General features: G+C 67.6%; 19 protein-coding genes. 10 read left to right on the forward strand and 9 right to left on the reverse strand.

Going from position 1 to position 17,294, the window contains the following annotated elements; translation table 11 throughout:
* Positions 1-334: 334 nt before the first annotated feature.
* The 7 genes from EDD27_RS22085 to EDD27_RS56820 all read left to right on the forward strand — a co-directional run bounded on the left by EDD27_RS22085 (position 335) and on the right by EDD27_RS56820 (position 6,217).
* Positions 335-1,801 carry an alpha/beta hydrolase gene (locus EDD27_RS22085; RefSeq protein ID WP_277750843.1) on the forward strand — a complete coding sequence of 489 codons (1,467 nt, stop codon included), beginning with the start codon at positions 335-337 and terminating at the stop codon, positions 1,799-1,801.
* A complete protein-coding gene (locus EDD27_RS22090) occupies positions 1,791-2,816 on the forward strand; it encodes an acyltransferase family protein (protein WP_127934071.1) in 1,026 nt (341 codons plus the stop codon). Before EDD27_RS22085 ends, EDD27_RS22090 begins: the two co-directional genes overlap by 11 nt.
* 12 nt (positions 2,817-2,828) lie before the next feature.
* The gene (locus EDD27_RS22095) at positions 2,829-3,923 is read left to right on the forward strand and encodes a sensor histidine kinase (protein WP_421915621.1); all 1,095 of its coding nucleotides are present in this window, start codon (positions 2,829-2,831) and stop codon (positions 3,921-3,923) included.
* On the forward strand, positions 3,920-4,588 hold the full coding sequence (locus tag EDD27_RS22100; RefSeq protein ID WP_127934073.1) for a response regulator: 669 nt from the start codon (positions 3,920-3,922) through the stop codon (positions 4,586-4,588). The genes EDD27_RS22095 and EDD27_RS22100 overlap by 4 nt, the downstream gene beginning before the upstream one ends.
* Positions 4,589-4,730: 142 nt before the next feature.
* The gene (locus EDD27_RS22105; RefSeq protein ID WP_127934074.1) at positions 4,731-5,033 is read left to right on the forward strand and encodes an STAS domain-containing protein; all 303 of its coding nucleotides are present in this window, start codon (positions 4,731-4,733) and stop codon (positions 5,031-5,033) included.
* A gap of 90 nt (positions 5,034-5,123) precedes the next feature.
* Positions 5,124-5,606, forward strand: coding sequence for an IS110 family transposase (locus EDD27_RS22110; protein WP_277750742.1), 483 nt, complete (start codon positions 5,124-5,126; stop codon positions 5,604-5,606).
* A 35-nt stretch (positions 5,607-5,641) separates the two neighbouring features.
* Positions 5,642-6,217, forward strand: a complete 576-nt coding sequence (locus tag EDD27_RS56820) for a DDE-type integrase/transposase/recombinase (protein ID WP_127934075.1) — start codon at positions 5,642-5,644, stop codon at positions 6,215-6,217.
* Positions 6,218-6,746: 529 nt separating this feature from the next.
* Here EDD27_RS56820 and EDD27_RS55690 read toward each other — a convergent pair.
* The 8 genes from EDD27_RS55690 to EDD27_RS22155 all read right to left on the reverse strand — a co-directional run bounded on the left by EDD27_RS55690 (position 6,747) and on the right by EDD27_RS22155 (position 13,688).
* The gene (locus EDD27_RS55690; protein ID WP_206641587.1) at positions 6,747-6,944 is read right to left on the reverse strand and encodes a hypothetical protein; all 198 of its coding nucleotides are present in this window, start codon (positions 6,942-6,944) and stop codon (positions 6,747-6,749) included.
* Positions 6,945-7,346: 402 nt separating this feature from the next.
* Positions 7,347-7,697, reverse strand: coding sequence for a DoxX family protein (locus tag EDD27_RS22130; protein WP_127934076.1), 351 nt, complete (start codon positions 7,695-7,697; stop codon positions 7,347-7,349).
* Positions 7,698-8,223: 526 nt separating this feature from the next.
* On the reverse strand, positions 8,224-9,477 hold the full coding sequence (locus EDD27_RS22135; protein WP_206641588.1) for an FAD-dependent monooxygenase: 1,254 nt from the start codon (positions 9,475-9,477) through the stop codon (positions 8,224-8,226).
* Positions 9,478-10,029: 552 nt separating this feature from the next.
* The gene (gene sigJ / locus EDD27_RS22140) at positions 10,030-11,037 is read right to left on the reverse strand and encodes an RNA polymerase sigma factor SigJ (RefSeq protein ID WP_241564189.1); all 1,008 of its coding nucleotides are present in this window, start codon (positions 11,035-11,037) and stop codon (positions 10,030-10,032) included.
* The gene (locus EDD27_RS22145; protein WP_206641589.1) at positions 11,034-11,846 is read right to left on the reverse strand and encodes an SDR family oxidoreductase; all 813 of its coding nucleotides are present in this window, start codon (positions 11,844-11,846) and stop codon (positions 11,034-11,036) included. The genes sigJ (EDD27_RS22140) and EDD27_RS22145 overlap by 4 nt, the downstream gene beginning before the upstream one ends.
* Positions 11,843-12,247: a hypothetical protein gene (locus EDD27_RS22150; RefSeq protein ID WP_206641590.1), complete on the reverse strand. Its 405-nt coding sequence runs from the start codon at positions 12,245-12,247 to the stop codon at positions 11,843-11,845. The genes EDD27_RS22145 and EDD27_RS22150 overlap by 4 nt, the downstream gene beginning before the upstream one ends.
* 527 nt (positions 12,248-12,774) lie before the next feature.
* Positions 12,775-13,095 (reverse strand): hypothetical protein, encoded by a 321-nt coding sequence (locus EDD27_RS55695; protein WP_206641591.1) that lies wholly within the window; start codon positions 13,093-13,095, stop codon positions 12,775-12,777.
* Positions 13,065-13,688 (reverse strand): SDR family oxidoreductase, encoded by a 624-nt coding sequence (locus EDD27_RS22155; protein WP_206641592.1) that lies wholly within the window; start codon positions 13,686-13,688, stop codon positions 13,065-13,067. The genes EDD27_RS55695 and EDD27_RS22155 overlap by 31 nt, the downstream gene beginning before the upstream one ends.
* A gap of 74 nt (positions 13,689-13,762) precedes the next feature.
* Here EDD27_RS22155 and EDD27_RS22160 point away from each other — a divergent pair, with 74 nt between their 5' ends.
* A complete protein-coding gene (locus tag EDD27_RS22160) occupies positions 13,763-14,422 on the forward strand; it encodes a TetR/AcrR family transcriptional regulator (protein ID WP_164903737.1) in 660 nt (219 codons plus the stop codon).
* Between the two features lie 620 nt (positions 14,423-15,042).
* Here the strand turns inward: EDD27_RS22160 and sigJ (EDD27_RS22165) are convergent.
* Positions 15,043-15,987, reverse strand: a complete 945-nt coding sequence (gene sigJ, locus EDD27_RS22165) for an RNA polymerase sigma factor SigJ (protein ID WP_127934081.1) — start codon at positions 15,985-15,987, stop codon at positions 15,043-15,045.
* Positions 15,988-16,272: 285 nt separating this feature from the next.
* Here sigJ (EDD27_RS22165) and EDD27_RS22170 point away from each other — a divergent pair, with 285 nt between their 5' ends.
* Entirely contained in the window at positions 16,273-16,779 is a 507-nt protein-coding gene (locus EDD27_RS22170) for a carboxymuconolactone decarboxylase family protein (RefSeq protein ID WP_206641593.1), read from the forward strand.
* A 179-nt stretch (positions 16,780-16,958) separates the two neighbouring features.
* Positions 16,959-17,147: a YceI family protein gene (locus EDD27_RS22175; RefSeq protein WP_206641594.1), complete on the forward strand. Its 189-nt coding sequence runs from the start codon at positions 16,959-16,961 to the stop codon at positions 17,145-17,147.
* Positions 17,148-17,294: the final 147 nt, after the last annotated feature.

Genomic DNA, 17,294 nt, shown 5'->3' on the forward strand with positions numbered 1-17,294 from the left:
ACACAAACGTCCAGAAACGCGAGACCAAAAATCGCTAGCCGGCGATCGGGCGGATAGGGCGGGAGACGCGCTGACCAAGGGTGACCTGCTTATCAGTATCGAAGAGAGACATTTCGAGGGCGAAGGCTCCCCGCGGTGGTTCGGCCGGAGGCGCAGGCGCCGTCTCCATGCCTGGCCTGGCCAGAAGACCCCAGTGCCCCGTACTGGAGTACTGAAAGCGGCGCACCGCCAGGAACGTGGTCTCGGCGAGAGATCGTTCCTGCCGTTGATGAACTTGAGCAGGGGCATCAGCAGGCTTAAGCACATGTCTACCGTCCACGCTCGCCTGCACCGGATGCTCTTCCGACTCGTTTCGCTTCTTCCCACCTCCGTTCAGGGTCGCTTCCTCCGCCACTACTTCGAGTGGGTTCATCATGTCCCTGACCCGTGGCGATATGACACAGCGCCATATGAGATCGACAAGTATGAGATGACGTTGCAGCACGTGCCCCGCCGTGCCTACCGCCGGATTCTGGACGTGGGATGCAGCGAAGGGGCATTCACTCGCCGACTGGCGGATGCATACCCGGGCGCAGAGTGCTGGGGGGTGGACATCTCGGATCGGGCGGTCAGCCGGGCGGCGACGAAGGCAAGCGGGGCGGCGAGATTCGCGGCGCTGGATTTCCTCAACAAGGATCCCGGCGGCACCTTCGACCTGGTCATCTGCGCCGAAACGTTGTACTACACGGGTCGCGGCGAACGGCTACGCTCGGTCTTCGGGCGGTTCCGCTCGTTCATGGAGCCGGGCGCGGTCCTGGTCCTGGTGCACGAATGGCCCGAGGCCCGCCGCCTCTACCGGCACCTCGACGAGAACCCGGGCTTCCGCAAGGTGAGCGAGCACCCGTACGAGCACCCGGTGCGCCCGTACGCCGTCACCGTGTACGAACGGGTGGAGCCCGGCTCGGCTACGGCGGCGCATGCCTCTCGTTCGCGTTCGCTGCCCTTCCGAGCGCTGCTGCCGGCCGTCGCGCTCGCCGTGGGAACAGCTGCCGCCGGCCGGCCGGTGGTGGACGAGTTGCCTCTTCCGCCCGCCTTCAGCGCTCCCGCGCTCCAGGACCGCTACGAACGCCACGCGTGGCCCGGCCGCCAGTTTCTGGCGTTGAGCCGCAAGGGCGACGGCCAGGCGATCGAGGTCGTGGGAGATCTCGCCGGTGCGGCGAGGGTCATCGTCTACGTGCCCGGCTCCGGGCAGAGCCTGGCCTCCTTCGACCACTCCCCGGAAAGTCCCGGGCGAGCGGCCCACGCGCTCTACGACGAGGCCGCCAGGTCGGGGCCGGGGACCGCGGTGATCGGCTGGCTGGGGTACGACACGCCGGACCTCGTCAACCCGGAGATCGCCACCAGCTGGCCGGCCGACCGGGGGGCCGAGCGGCTGAGGTCCTTCCTCTCCGCGCTGCCACCGAATGTACGGATCAGCCTGGTCTGCCACAGCTATGGCTCCGTGGTCTGCGGTCGCGCCGTCGCGGGATTACCGGTCCACGACCTCATCGTCACCGGCAGTCCCGGCCTGGGCGTCAGAAAGGTCTCGGACCTGCGTACGCGGGCACGGGTCTGGGCGGCGCTCGGCAGCAACGACGACGTGTTCCGCCCCGGCGTGCTCATCGGACCGTTCGGGTTCGGCACCGATCCGGTGAGTGCCGAGTTCGGCGCGCAGGTCATCGATGGCGGCGATGCCCGGCATCACACGTACCTCACGCCAGGCAGCCCGACCTTGGCGCGGATCGCCCACATCGCGGTGACGGGGACCGAGCGTGCAGCGTGAGCAGCGAATCGACGTGCTGCTCGCCACGTCGATCACGACTGGTGTCCTCGGGCAATGGCTCGTCACCTCCTACGACGTCGCAGACGGCCTGCACGTGGCGAGCCCGCTCATGGCCCTGCCGGAGTGGGCGCCCGCCACCTGGCTGCTGCAGACCCTGCCCGTGTTCTTCTTCGCAAGCGGATACGCGCATGGACAGTCCTCAAGTCCGCCGCGCCTGAGAAAGATGCTGATCTTCCTGCTCGCCTGGACCGCGGGCACGGCCGTCCTGTCGGTCAACGGGTTCTCCCTCGCCACCATCGGGGAGATTGTCGGGACTGCGTTCCAGCCGCTGTGGTTCCTGGTGCCGTACCTCCTGCTGACCGCGATCTCTCCATGGCTGCGCCGGGCGGTGCTGCGCTACGGCTGGACGACGGCCCTCGTTCCCGCGGTCTGCGTGGCCCTCGTCGACTTCGTCCGCTTCACCTGGCCCTCGTCGGGATGGCTGGGCTACGTCAACGCGGTCTCGGCCTGGGCGGTGCCGTTCCTCCTGGGCCTGGCGTGGAGGCAGGGCCGTATCAACGGGGCATGGCTGCTCGGCGGGGGCGGGATGCTCGCGGCGGCACTGATCGCCCTCGGCGATTACCCCACCAGCATGGTGGACGTGCCCGGCGCGCCGATGTCGAATGTCGCACCGCCGACTGCGGCCCTTCTGGCCTTTGGCTGCGCGCAGTGCGGGCTCGCCGCATTGGCCGGCGACCGGCTCGGCCGCCGCACCGCAGGATCCAGGATCACGGTCGTGATCAGCGACGCCGCGTTCCCGCTCTTCCTCTGGCATCAGACGGCGCTCGCCCTCATCTCGCTGGTCACGGTCCGGCTTGGACCGGTCGCCGGGCTGACCAGCCCGCCGACCAGTGCAACCTGGCTGACACTGCGGCTGGCCTGGATGCCGGTCTGCGCGATGACACTGATCGGGCTGCTGGTGCTGACACGCCCGGCGAATCCCCGACGGCGATTGCCTCGCGGCCGCCGCCTGTGATGCCCTGGAGGAATGATCAGCACGATCTGGAGGAACCGCCCCTGGGTGTCAGACGCCGCGACGGCCGCGCTGGTGCTGGCGGCGGAGCTCGGCGGCTTCCCCCAGGCGGGGTTGGACGTCAGGGTGGTGTTGATCGCGGTGGGGGCGGCGGGATTGATGGTGGTGCGGCGGCGGTATCCGATCGTCGTGGCCGGGCTTGTCGGCGTGCTTTACGTGGTGGGCGCGCAGCCGTCCTCCTACGATGCGCCGGTCAGCGCCATGCTCATCGCTCTTTACACCGTGGGCAGATATACCCCGGCGCCTGCCTCGATCGCCATGGCGACGCTGGCCGTGGTCGGCGGCTGGGTGGTCCACAACTTGTCTGGGGCGCTCGCGGGCAGCTCGCCCGTGATGATCCTGCCCCTCGCGCTGACCCCGGCGTTCCCGGTAGCGGCCGGGCACATCGTGCGCCTGCAAGCCGAGTTATCCCACCGGCGTGAGCAGCAGATCGCCGAGCACGCGGTACGTGCCGAACGCCGCCGCATCGCCCGCGAGTTGCACGACGTGATCGCCCACCATGTCAGCGTCGTCGGCCTCTACATGGGTGTGGCCAGGCGGACGATCCCGACCGACCCGGAACGTGCCCAGCTCGCCCTGCTCACCGGTGAGGGCACCGCCCGTCAGGCGATGACGGAGATGCGCCGCCTGCTGGACGTGCTGCGTACCGACGGCGAGCCGATCGAGAACCAGGCGGGCGTCGGGATACGGCGACTGCCGACGCTGATCGAGGAGTCGGGCAACGCGACGCTGGAGGTCTCGGGAGAGGCCGTTGAGCTGCCGACGACCGTGGACCACGCGGTCTACCGCATCGTTCAGGAGGCGCTCACCAACACGCGCAAGCACGCAGCGGGGGCCCGGACACGGGTACGGCTGGCGTACCTGCCCGACCTGGTGGAAGTGGAGATCAACGACGACGGGCGGGCGCGGCCCGGCGCCGTCAGGCCGGGGCTCGGGCTGGCGGGGATGGCCGAGCGGGTGTCGCTGTGCGGCGGCGAGATACACGCCGGACCCTCCCGTGAGGGAGGCTTCACCGTACACGTCCGCATCCCACTGCCGGAGAAGATGTGATCAAGGTACTGCTCGTGGACGACCACGCGGTGGTCCGCGTGGGGCTGCGCCTGCTGCTCGACACCGCGCCCGACCTGACCACGGTGGGCGAGGCGGCCGACGGACTTGACGCGATACGCCTCAGCCATGACCTGCGTCCCGACGTCGTGCTGATGGACCTGCACCTGCCCGGCCTGGACGGGGTGGCCGCCACTGAGCGGATCATCTCCGAGCTGCCGGAGGTCAGGGTGCTGGCATTGAGCACGTTCGATCTGGAGGAGCACGTGGTCGCGGCACTGCGGGCCGGGGCATCCGGGTTCCTGCCCAAAGACGTGTCGCCGGAGGAACTGATCGAGGGCATCCGGATCGTGCACCGGGGCGAGGCGACGGTGGCACCTCGGCTGCTGCTCGGCCTGATCGGCACGTTCGTGCGCCCGGCCCGCCCGCGTGCGGTCGTGGCCCCCGCGGAGTTGTCCCTTCTGAGCGAGCGCGAGCTGCGGGTGCTGGAGCTCATCGCGCGCGGCCTGTCCAACGCGCAGATCGCGGAGGAGGTGGGGCTGTCGATGTCGACGGTGAAGAACCGCGTGAGCGAGCTGTTCGCCAAGCTGGGAGTACGAGACCGGGTCCAAGCAGTGATCGTCGCCTACGAGGTCGGGCTGGTCACGCCAGGCGACGGGCGTCCGTAGGCGCTGTGCGAATGCCCAGGCAGAGGAAGACATAGGCAGCAACGAGCAGAAACGGGAAAGTAATTGTGCAACGCCGAGCGAGAAACCCGAGTTCGGGCTTGAGGTGCAGAAAACGATTCACGTTGAGTGCATCGTTTTACGAGTGGAGGGCAAGTTCGTCCATGACGCTCGCCTTCGCGATGAGTCGATGAGTCTTGGCGAGATCGGCGCTCAGCGCTTGGTCCTCGATCTGGGTGGCGTCTCCGCCTGGGACGATGCGGGAGTTGGGGCCGTCATCGCCGCTACGAAGCGGGTGATTTCGTTTGGAGGGTGTCTGCCCATTGCGGAGGCGGCGGACCTCTTCGAGCGTTTTCACCGGCAAGGGTTGGTCGCGCCGCGGTTTGAATTGCGCGAGAGCGTCATGCAGGCTGTGAACGAGTTCGGCCGGTCCAGCTGGAGTAAGTGACTCGTGAACAAATTGATCACGGGCGCGCCGGCATCGGGTGAATTATCACGTACATCGCCAAGAGCGATCCCGATCAGTACTGGGCTTTCCATGTCGACCGCGAGAACCAGCGCATTTGCCACAGCCGTCACCAGGACGGATACACCCTCACAGCCTGATCTAACCAGTCACTGCGGAAGAGCTACACCCATCCCGGGGTGTGGCGTGCTCGGCGCGGCGACCATCATCGGGGAGACCGCGGGCGTGCACCGTTTCCGGTCCAAGGCGGCCTTCGCCCGCTTCACCGGAACCGCGCCCATCCCGGTCTGGTCGGGCAACAGCAGCCGAGTACGGCTCAACCGTGGCGGCAATCGGCGGTTGAACTCAGCGCTGCACATGATCGCCGTGACCCAGACGCGTGGCGTCGGCCCGGGCAAGGCCTACGTCGAGCGCCTGATGGCCGAGGGCAAGACCCGCACCGAGGCCGTCCGCCTGCTGCCCCGACGCATCTCCGACGTGGTCTACCGCACCCTCAAGCGCACCGACACCACCGCCTCCCAGACGAGTGACCACAAGATGGCCATGGCGGCTTGACGACATAGGAGCATCCGGGAGACGGATCTGCCGAGATGAGGTTCTGGCTGATCGATGTGGAGAAGGACCACCACGATGTCTCCCTGCTGGCCCGGGTGCTGGGTGTGTCGCGCCAGGGTTACTACGCCTGGGCGGCCCGGCAGGGACGCGGCCCATCGGCACGAGGGCGCCGCGACGCCGAGCTGACCGAGCAGATTCGCCGGCATCACCAGGCCTCTGATGAGATCTACGGGTCGCCGCGCATCCACGGCCGGACTGCGCGAGCTGGATGGGGTCCGGGTGGGCCGCAAGCGAGTGGCCCGGCTGATGCGCGCCGCCGGGCTGGCCGGAGTGAGCCGGCGCAAGGGCTGCGCACCACCGTCGCCGACCCGTGTGCCGCGGCCGCCTCCGATCTGGTCCGGCGCCGGTTCTGCGCCGATGAGCCGAACCGGATCTGGACGGCCGACATCACGTACGTGCCGACCTGGCAGGACTTCGTCTATCTGGCCGTGGTGCTGGATGTGTTCTCCCGCCGGATCGTCGGCTGGGCGATGGTCGAGCACATGCGCACCGAGTTGGTGACCGACGCGCTGCGATGGCGATCCACCAGCGCCGCCCGCACGCCGGAGTGATTCATCACAGCGATTCCGGGGTGCGCTGGTCGGGGCGGCACCGATCACCATCGTGAGTTCGGCCTCGAGCGCTTCCACCTTGCGCCGCAGCCGCTCCAGCTCGGCCTGCTCGCCGCTCTTGCCCGAGCGTTTGCCGCCCTTGGCCAGGCCGTCCAGCGCTCCCGCCTCGGCCGCCCGCCGCCACTCCACGAGATGCGAGGAGTACAGCCCTTCCCGCCGCAGCAGCGCGCCCCGCGCGCCCGGTTCGGTCAGCGCGTCGTATTCGGCCAAGATCGCCTGCTTGTACTCGGGCGTGAACGTCCGCCGCCGCGGCCGGTCCGCGCGTGGCCCCTGCTTGCCCTTACCCGAGCTCATTGCTCCATCATCGGCGATCGACGCCGGGGAACGCTCGGCCAGTCTCATGCTCACGGTTCGTTGAGATCCTTACTCACCCTCATCAGTCAGATGAACTGTAGTCACATCAGTCTCAACAAACCCTGACAGAGAGGGTGGCTCACTTTGTGCTAGATCTCAGTCAGATCGTCACGAACTACACCACTCGATGGGACGCCATCGCCCGTTGAGGGCCCTGCCGCAGGCGCCGGTCCGCGTGCCAGGCTGTGCTTGCCCGTAGGAAGGAGGCGATCGCCGTGACGACGTGGTATTGGTGCGGGGCGGGCGGTTCAACCTTGTGGCAGTGGAAGAGATAGCGGCCGCGGTAGCCGTCGAAATGGGTGATGATCTGCACAGGCTTTCCCTGCCGCAGTGAGATGGTGTCCTTGAGCCCCCGGCCTTGTCGAGCTGGTCGTACCCCTCCACGGTCAGGGTCTTTGAGCGGCGGACCAGCTGCGCGAACGTGATCGTTCGCGTACTGAGGATCAGGGAATGCCGGATCCGGCTTGCTTGCTCCCCGAGGGGATGTCTATTTCCCATCCTCGGCACAGAGTTACATGTCCGTTTGCCACATCTGTCCATCTTGGCAGGGAGAGGTCCGAGCATCGCCACCAGTGCGCTCGGCGAACATGGTCAAAAACGATCTTCGGTACGCGCGTTCTCCGCCCACGCGGTACACCCGGACGGTGAAGTCTGGTGGACGGCGAACCTGACGTGGGCCACCGAGCCCACCCCCGGGCGAGTCCATATGGGGCGTTTATTGCGTCACGGCCAGGGAAAGGGAGGCGACTGCCAGCGCGAGATAGCATCCGGGAAATATGATCTTGAGGAGCACGCGGGCGCGGATGTGGGCGACGATGGCGCCGGCAAAGTACAGGACGAGCCCGATCGCGGCGGCGATGCCGAGGAGCCGAACGCCCATGAGCCCGAGAACCAGCCCGGCGGCTCCAGCGGCCTTGAGCAGGCCGAGCGTAGGGATCCAGGACGTGGGAAGGCCCAGTTCCACCTGATTGGCGAGAACGAACCTGGCCCCGGCGAAGTCAACGATGGCGGCCCAGACGTTGGCCACGATCGTGAGGACGCTGACGATCACATATGCGGTGAACACTTTGCCATGCTTTCCGTTTCAGCCGATCACTCACAGTCGGTGCGGGGTGCCGCGCGTGGAATGTCCGAGCGGCGTCAGTCCGCCAACAACGCCCGTAGGTGGCGGTTGACGGCTCAGGGCAGGAGAACTGGAATGCGTGCCCCAGCCGTCCAGGACGTGGAGTCGCGCCGCGGGGCAGTCACTGTCTCAGTCGCCCACGCGTCGACCGGACCACAATGAGGAGCCGAATCGGTCGTCGCCAATGCGTCTCCCTCCAGACGGTACGGCAGCCGCGGTTGTGACATCTCAGGCGGTGATGATCGCTTCGTACTTGCGGGCTCGCGAGCCTGAGTAGCCTGTCCTGGTTGCGAGGATGACAACCGTGCAGTGCCGTACTGCTGGCGAGCCGCGAGCAGGGCCAGGACGGCGCGGCGCAGGCGCACCGCGGGGGCGCCTCCAGGAGCTCGTGGATGCCTCGGCCGGAAAGGGATCGCATACTGTGCCACCAGGTGCGCCATGCCGGCCTGCGCCGTCACGCCATCGGCCCTCACGCGTGCGCGCGGACGCGCTCGGCGGGACCGGGGTGTGCCAAGTCGGGGTGGGCGAAATCAATGTCTTTCATCCGGGCCGCCTTGCCCTTGGTCCGCCACCGAAAGAACAACGGGGAGGTCACCGGCATCTTGCTCACTCGCACCATCATCCTGCGCCACGCAAGTTGCAAGCGCGTGGCCGGGACGAACAGGCTGCGCATCTGCATCCCGTTGCTTTGCAGGTAGCTGATGGAGGGACGCAGCCGCTGCTCCCATTGTGTCAGTGCCTCGGTCACGCTGCCGGGGTGGCGGGCCAGCATGGTGCCCAGCAGGTCGGCCCCGGCCATCCCGGTCGAGGCGCCCATCCCCGCATACAGGGTCACGCACCAGGCCGCGTCGCCGACGAGCACCACTCGGCCGCGATGCCAGCTGTCCATGTGGACCTGCTCGACCGAGTCGAACAGCACATGCTCGGCCGACTCCAGCGCGTCCAGCGCCGCGCCCAAGACCGGGCCGGTCGGCTCCGGGCCGAACACCTCGCGCACCCGCTCGGCCTTCGGCCGGGTGAATTCGGCATCCACATCGTCGGTACGGTAGCTCAGCAACACGGTCGGCGGACGGTCCTTGAACGGGAAGATCCACATCGAACGCCCGGCTTCGGCCAGGATGACGGAATCGCTCTGGTCGTAGCCGGGGAGCGCGCCGGGCAGTTGGTAGGCGACTGCCATGTAGTTCATCCGGCGCAGGTGGTTCTCGTGCGGCCCGAACACCAGTTGCCGAACCGTGGAGCGCAGCCCGTCCGCGCCGACGACCAGATCGAAGCGCTCGGTCACCGAGGTCCCGCCGGCGGTGCCGGCCAGCGTCACGTTCACCCCGTCGGCGTCCTGCTCGATCCGGGTCGGCACGGTGGCGTAACGGATCTCGACATCGGACGGCAGCGCGGCAAAACCGGCTTCCTCCACGTCTCCCCGCATCATCATCCACGGCTGGCCGAAGTCCTTGAAGGTCATCCCGGGCCGACGCCTGCCAGCCCGGTCGATGTCGTAACCGGCGCCGTCCGGACCTCGATCGGTCAGCTTGTCCAAAATGCCCAGGCGTTGGGCAGCAGCACGGCCGGCGCCGAACAGCGCTATGAAGTATCCACCGGACCGCCGACCGGCGGCCCGCTCGATGATGACCGGCGTCCAGCCGATCTGCCGCAGCCGCAGCGCTGTCGCGATCCCACTGATGCCCAGCCCGACCACCAGAGCTCGGCGGCCGCCGTTGTTCATTGCGTCCATGAAGTTTCTCCTTCCAGGGGTATGGGCGACTCCGGTCGTGAAGCCGCAGTGGCTATTGCGTCCTCAGTGAGGACAGCTAGGGCAAGCCGCCTAGCAGTACGACGACACAGCCCCTCGAAATGCGAGGCGGCGCGGCAACTTCACCTCCGCTGAGATGTCTCGTCGAACTGGTTCACGTCGTGTCTTGATGCAGGCCCGAGGCGTTGAACTGTGTCGCGTCAAGCGGGGTGGGACTGGGCCCTGGAGTTCGCCCACCCGGCCTCAGATCGGTGTCGCTTTCCCCACTGGCCGGACTCGTAGTCGCCGACAGGTGGTGTCCGCGGACGACCTCGTTGCGGGACCCTTGATGACGCAGCCCCAGGAGGAGTGGGGTGGTAACCCTCCTCTCTCCCCGCCCCCGGTGCCTCAAAGGCCGTCCGGCGGTACCGTCCCGACGATCGGCACAACCGCGGCACCGCCCTGGTGCCGCTGGACGAACGCAGCAATCCCAGGTTGAGCAATGGCGCGGCACTCGGGCTCGTGGCCATGATTGGTCTGATCGTCCTAGCCACCCCGCTGATCGCGGCCCGGGTCCACTGGGCGAGCCGGGCGTTGCTTGGCGACCGGCTCGTGCGAGGTGTCGGAGCGCGGGTGTGCCGTGAGGCGCGGGTCATACGGTTCGTCATGTCGAGAGGGTCGAGGCAGCTTGGAGGGGGCGCGGATGATGTCGATGCGGCTGATGCGGTTCTCGAGGAGCGTCAACGAGACGACGCTGGTCAGCGAGTCGCCGTCGAAGAAGCCGAGGCCGGGGGTGCCGTTGACGTTGAGGATCTTCGCATGCTCGGACGGCTTGAGCATTCTGATCGCTCCGCTGAGGAAGCGCGCCACGTTATCGGCGCCGTGCACGGGACGGCGGGCAGCGGTGACCTGGCCGCCGCCGTCGCTGGTCAAGATGACGTCCGGGTCAAGCGCCTCAAGGAGGGGCGCCAGGTCGCCGCCGATTGCCGCCTGGAGGAACCTTGTCACAGCCTCGTTGTGCTCGGTGGCACGGACTGTGACGCGTGGTGCCCGGGCGTTGATGTGCGCGCGGGCGCGGGCCGCGAGTTGGCGGACGGCGGCAGGTGTGCGGCCGACCGTCTGTGCGACGTCGGTGAACCTCATGCCGAACAGGTCGTGCAGGACCCAAGCGGTGCGCTCGGCCGGGGTCAGCGTCTCCAGGACGACCAGGAGCGCGTAGCTGATCGTGTCGTCGAGGGTTACCCGGTCGGCCGGGTCCTGATCTGTCGGGCCGAGTTCGACGATGGGCTCGGGCAGCCATGGTCCGAGGTAGAGCTCACGGCGTAGACGAGCAGAGCGCAGCGTGTCGAGGGCGGCGCGGGCGACGGTGGTCGTGGCGAACGCCTCCACGTCGGCAATCGGCTCTCGGCCGTCCGCGGCGATCAGACGCAGCCAGCATTCGGAGACGACGTCCTCGGCCTCGGCATGGCTGCCGAGCACGGCATACGCCACACGGACGAGGCGTGGCCGGACCTGCTCGTAGGCAGCGGCGAGTTCGCTCTCTCGGGCGTTCACGACCGGCCCGGTCCCGGCATGCTGTGGGGTTCGGCGCTGCGGTCTCGGCCGTGGGCGGGCGCCGGCGTCTTGGCGTCGGTGGCGACCCATTCAGCGAAGGTGATCTTGCCGCGTGGCCCGGGCTCGGTGGGCAGCAGCCCGCCGCCACCCATGGCCTTGCCGACCGGACCAGGCAGGCGCACCGGGATGACAAGCCGGTGTTCGCCGCGCGCTCGGAGCAATCGGCGCACCAGGTCCGGCATCGTGTGCCTCTCGGGACCGGCGAGCTCGGGAGCCAGACCGGTGGGTGTGCTCCTTCGGGCGAGTTCGACCAGGGCTTCGGCGACCTCTCGGGCCGCGATGGGCTGGCTGAGCTGCTGGGGCACGAACACGAACGGTCCCCCGCGTGCCAGCGTCTGCGCGGCGAACTCGTGGAACTGCGTCGTCCGCAGCACGCTCCCCGGGACTTTGCCGGAGAGCACCAGTTCCTCCTGACGCCGCTTGCCGAGGTAGTAACCCAGGTCCACACGGTCGCTGCCCACAATCGAGAGGGCGACATGATGGACAACTCCGGCACGCTCGCCCGCTGTGAGCAGGTTCGTCGTAGCGGATTCGAAGAACGCGATGGCTTGCCTCTTGGCGAGGGTGCCCACATTGCTCACGTCGATCACAGCCGTCACGCCATGGAGCGCTTCTTCAAGGCCCGCACCCGTGGTCAGGTCGACGCCGGTCGAGCGGGCGAGCACCACTGGGGTGTCGCCGGCGGCGTACACCGCATCCACAACCAGCCTGCCGACCCAGCCAGTGCCCCCGGCCACTGCGATCTTCACGTCTTCCCCTCTCCATTCACGCTGACGGGCATGGCCGGCCGGGTGGGCAGGAGCAGCAGTGCGGCCAGAACGACCATTCCGCCGAGCGCGATGATATTTGCGATCTTGTCAACCGTGTCGTACATGTCCAGGTGCAACATGTGGAAGACGAAGTGCGGGATGCTGAACACCAGCCATGCGGCTCCGGCCAAGCGCATCGTCTCCGTTCGCGGGCGTGCCGTCGCCCAGGTGCTGACGAGCAGCATCGAGAGGAACAGGCCGCCGGTGTCGCGTGTCATGTGCTCGTTGTAGGGGCCCAGCGCCGATACCCAGTGCCGCCCGGGCAGCGGGAACGAGGTGTAGAAGGAGTGGGGAGCGAACTGCGCCCACACGCCGATGCCTGCCGCTACCACTGCCATCACGGCGGCAAGTAGTCGTTTGGTGCGGAGCTTCATACACATTGGACGAGACCGTCTTGCCGAAATGTGACACCGGCTGGGACTCGCCGTGGTCTCGCGCTCTATCAGGCCGCAGGCCGCCACCCAGGGGACCGTCTGGGTGACCTGGTAGCCGGGCTGCCTGAGCAGTCGGCGGACGGCGCGCACGATGGGCGGAGATGCCCATCCCCCGCCGCCCGGAAGGCATCCACCGCTTCACGTCCTGCAGGTGGATGAGATCCCCGCCCGGATTATTGACCACAAGCGACGTCGGCGCCGGGATCTCAATGCCCACCTAAGTGGTCGACTTCGACTGAACCTGGTGTGCGACCTATATGTCACCAGCATCGACACCTGAACGCCGACGCACGACCGGCCCCAATCCGTCAACCTACGAGAGCCTTCCCGGCCGGACTACTTAGCTCACGAGTGCGACCGCCAGGTGGCCCCAGCCCTGATCAGCCGAACGGCAGGACTTGGTTTTCGAAGCGGCGGAAGGTCCCGTCGAACGGTCACTCCCCCGTGCCCGAGCTCGTACCGGAGACCAGGCCGAGAACCCGCTCGGTCCGGCCATCCTCGGCGGGCATCGCGTCGAGGATGGCGCGGGCGCGGGAGGCCACCAGGTCGGCCGCCATCCGGTCGGTCAGGATATAGAGACGGCCGTCCAGGAACGCCTCGACGACCTGCTCGCCCACCGTGTCGATGTCGCGGCCGTGAGCGCCGATGATCTCGGTCCCCTGCCTTGCCAGCTGCGCCACCCGCGCCCGCTCCCCGGGCGGCAGGACGTCGTCGGGCGCCGCGTTCAGGCTGTTGATCGGGATGCCTGTGGCCACCAGGCCCGGGAGGAGCACGCTCGCCCCGATGGAGGTGCCTTCGTCGCGCAAGCCGAGTGAAGCGCCTCGGTCAGTGCGATGACGGCAGCCTTGGAGGCGGTGTAGTCGTAGGCGGCGCTGCGACCCGGGAAGACGCCCAGGCCGGCGACCGAGGCGGTGTTGACGATGTGGCCGGGTCCTCCCCGGCTCAGCATCCTGGGCAGGAAAGTCTGCACGCCGTTGTTCACGCCGTCGAGGTTCACACCGGCGATGTAGTCCCAGATCGGATAGGTGACCTGCTCGGAGATCTTGCGCAGGCTGAGGCCGACGCCGACGTTGTTGATCAGCGGGGTGACCGGGCCGAGCCGCTGCTCGGTCGCGTCGGCCACGGCGGTGAAGGCGGTGCGGTCGCGGACGTCGAGCTCGAAGGTCTGCACGCTCTCAGCATCCGGGGTGAGGGCCGCCAGCTCGCTCTTGGCCGCGTCGAGAGCCGCGGCGTCGATATCGGCCAGCGCCACTCGCACTCCCTGGCGGGCCAGAGCCCGTGCGATGCCGAGCCCGATGCCTTGCGCGCCCCCGGTGATGAAGGCCGTCGCGCCAGACAGGTTCTCCATGTTCCACCTTAAGTAGAGATTCCTTCTTAGTAGAGAATCTATACAATTATGGGCTACTTACTATCATGGCCGTCATGGACGAACCGATCGGGCTGCGCGAGCGCAAGAAGCAGCGCACGCGGCGCACCCTCATCGAGACCGGGATGCGCCTCTTCGACGAGGTAGGATACGAGGCCACCACGGTCGCCGACATCTGTGCGGCGGCCGAGTTGTCGCCTGCGGCGTTTTATAAGCACTTCCCGGGCAAGGACGACCTCGTCTTCGCCGACCAGCCCGAACGGATCGCGGCCGTCTGCGACCTCATAGCCGGTCGCCAGCCGGGCGAGTCGCTGGAGTCCCTGATCACCCGCTGCATGGCGACGGCGCTGGACCCCAAGCGGTGGGTCCTCGCACCGGGTGAAAGCGACCTCGCCGCGATCCGGACCCGTCTCATCACGACTGTGCCTGCGCTGCGCGCGATCACGTTGCGATGGCTGTTCGACGCGCAGCACGAGTGGGCCCAGGCGCTAGAGGCGGCCTATCCGGGAGAACTGGACGACATCACCGCCCACGCCCTCATCGGGTCGGTGATGGGCGCCGTGATCAGCGCCTCGATGGCCAACCTTGGCAAAGGGCAGGACGCCGCACCCATGGCGGAGATCGCCGTACGTGCCACGCGGATCGCCATGGAGGGCTTCCCACACCGATGCCCTGATGAGATCAACCACATCCCAGCAGTCGAAGTCAACCTCTGAGAAACCTCCAGCGCGGACCACTACCGGGGCTGCGCCCCACCCCATGAATCCTGACGGGGCTCCGGTTGCTGTGGGCGGAAAAGGGCTCCGGTCGGCGGCGAAACGATGACGAGTTCTCCCTCGCTCTGATGCTCGACCGGCCCGTCTCCGGGCGGATCTTCTTCGAGCAGATGCTGCCCGACAATCTCGACATCGGCCACCCCGACAAGGTCGGCCTAGTGTTCGCCAAGCAGATCCATCCACGGCCGCAAGAAGCCACAGACGCTGATTGGCGTGAAAGCCGACCTGCGCCAGAGGGGGTAGGTCGGACAGCCGTTTGCCGAGGTAGAAGTCCTCGGGTCTCGGTCCGCAGGGCTCTGCCTTCCTTGTGGTACTGCTTGATCTTGGTCGACTTGTAGCCGATGCGCTGGCTCGGATGACGCCCTCGGTGATGACCGACCTCGGCCACCGCCACGCGCAGCTGCTCACCCGGGTTCACGCCCGTATCCTGCGGACGGCCTGGCCGAACTCCACGACCCCGACCCGCCACAGCACAGCCGATCACGACAAGCGCACCGCGCCTTCGACCAGGCCCTTGACGATCTCATCCACACTGCCGGATTCACCACATCAGAAGCGGCCTACTGCTGTGGCCCCATCCTCCAAGACCGGAGCTTCTCGGGGTTGCGTACCGCCCAGATGTGCTTGATCCGGTCGCCTGCGACCTCGAACGCCATCACCACCACAGTGACGCCATCCTGCTGAGCCACCAGACCAGGCTGACCGTTGACCGTACGCTCCAGGACCGTCAGGCCGGGTGCCTTGCCGGCGATGGCCAGGGCGTAGCGCGCGATCTGCTCGCTGCCTGCGATGGGGTGGAGCCCTGCGTCGACGAGGCCGCCGCCGTCGCCGATCGCCGTCGCGTCGGGGTCGAGGAGGCCGACGAGGGCGTCGATGTCCTTGGCTTGCCATGCCTGCTTGAAGTCGCTGACGATGCGGGACCGCTGGGCTGCCGGAGTCGTAGGAGCCTGCGAGGCGCGAATGCGACGGCGGGCCGAAGAGGCCAGCTGGCGGCATGCCGCCGGGGTACGGCCGACGATCTCGGCCACTTCGGCGAAGGAGTAGCGGAAGACATCGTGGAGGACGAACGTGACGCGCTCGGCCGGGGTCATCGATTCGAGTACGACGAGGAAGGCCATGTTGACCGACTCGTCGAGGGTGACCCGGTCGGCCGGGTCGGCCGTTGTGCCGCCTGGCTGCCCGGTGATCCACTCCGTACGATCGGGCAGCGGCTCCGGGACCCACTCGCCCACGTAGCGCTCCCGCCGCGCCGGTGCCGAGCCGAGCAGGTCGAGGCAGACGCGACTGGCGACCTTCGTCAGCCAGGCGCGGGGGGATTCGATGGCTTCCCGCTGCTGCGGGGACATCGCGTACCAGCGGAGGTAGGTCTCCTGAACAACGTCCTCAGCGTCGGCCAGTGAACCGAGAAGCCGGTACGCGACGTTGATCAGCTGGCGCCGCTCGCTCACGATCGCGTTCAGAGTCGGATCGAACCGGCCATGTCCTGAGTCGGATGGGGTGGTCATGGTGTCGCCGACTCCCTTGGTCGCATCTGCCCTCACCAGATCGACGAGACAGCGCACCGGATTGTGACGTCGGCGCGTCGCCTCACATTTCGAGAGGCTGTGTCGTCGGACTAGTGAGACACCATCCAGGAGGCAGGAAAGCTCAGCGACCCCGGCCGGGACGCGGATCGCCGTTGAGTACCCGTGTCGGAACGCGTGATCGTCCCCGCGTTCCCTTGATGGATGACCAACTCCATCAGGTCACAAGCCTCGAAACACTGGTGAGATTGAGAAGGGAATCCCTCCATGTCCACGCCCACGATGCCTCAGCAGGACGACCTCCAGTCGCGTCTGCCCGACCCCGCCCAGTTCTTCCCCGAGATGGCGGAGATCGCGGGAGGCATGTCCAAGGCCACACTGAACGGTTCGATTCCGCGGACCACCATCAGCCTGGTGCAGCTCCGTGCCGGGCAGATCGTCGGCAGCACGTATCACACCGTCCGGCAGACCGGCCTCCTCCGCAAGGCCGGGGAGACGGAGGAGCGCATCACCGCCGTGGCGTCATGGCAGGACGCCCCCTACTTCACCGACGCCGAACGGGTCGCGCTGGAGCTCGTGGAGGCCGTCCTCACCCCGAACCCGTCCGGGGAGCGCGTCCCCGACGAGCTGTACGCCAAGGCGTCCGCCCACTACGACGACAAGGCGCTCTGGACGCTGACCCTGGCGATCAGCCAGATCTGCTTCTTCATCCCCGTCGCTCTCATCGCCAAGCCGATCCCCGGTAAGGCCCCGGGGAAGAATTACAGCAGGTAACGCCCGACAGTCTCAGGGTGAGGGCACGGCAACGTGCCTCATCCTGAGCACGGCCGGCTCTGAGCCCAATCCCAACGCCGCGCGCCGCAGTGTCCCAGCCACCGCCGCGCCGCGTTGCCGTCGCGCCACATCCATTGAGGAAGCCATGAACCGCCTCCCCGCGACCCTTGGGCCATCGCGTGCTGCCGGCAGAGCACGGCTTCGGCCCGGGCTGGTGGGGCGGGCAGCGGGCCGGCTTCTCTGCGACCACGCAGTTCAACCGGCGTGACTTCGGCATCGACATCGCCATCCCGACGGACGGCGGTGGCGTCGTGCTCGGCGACAAGGTGTCGATCAGCCTCGAGATCCAGGCCGTCCTGGAGAAGTGACCCGCCCCGGACGCCTGCCGCACACCGGCAGCCGTGTCTCCCGCTGCTGTGAGCAGCGACAACCATCCGAAATGATCACATCGACTCTGAAGAGGAAACCGCATGTCAACAGCCCAGGCAACCAGTAACAAGAGGAGGACGTCTCAT

It is taken from the genome of Nonomuraea polychroma, assembly GCF_004011505.1.
GTDB classification, from domain to species: domain Bacteria; phylum Actinomycetota; class Actinomycetes; order Streptosporangiales; family Streptosporangiaceae; genus Nonomuraea; species Nonomuraea polychroma.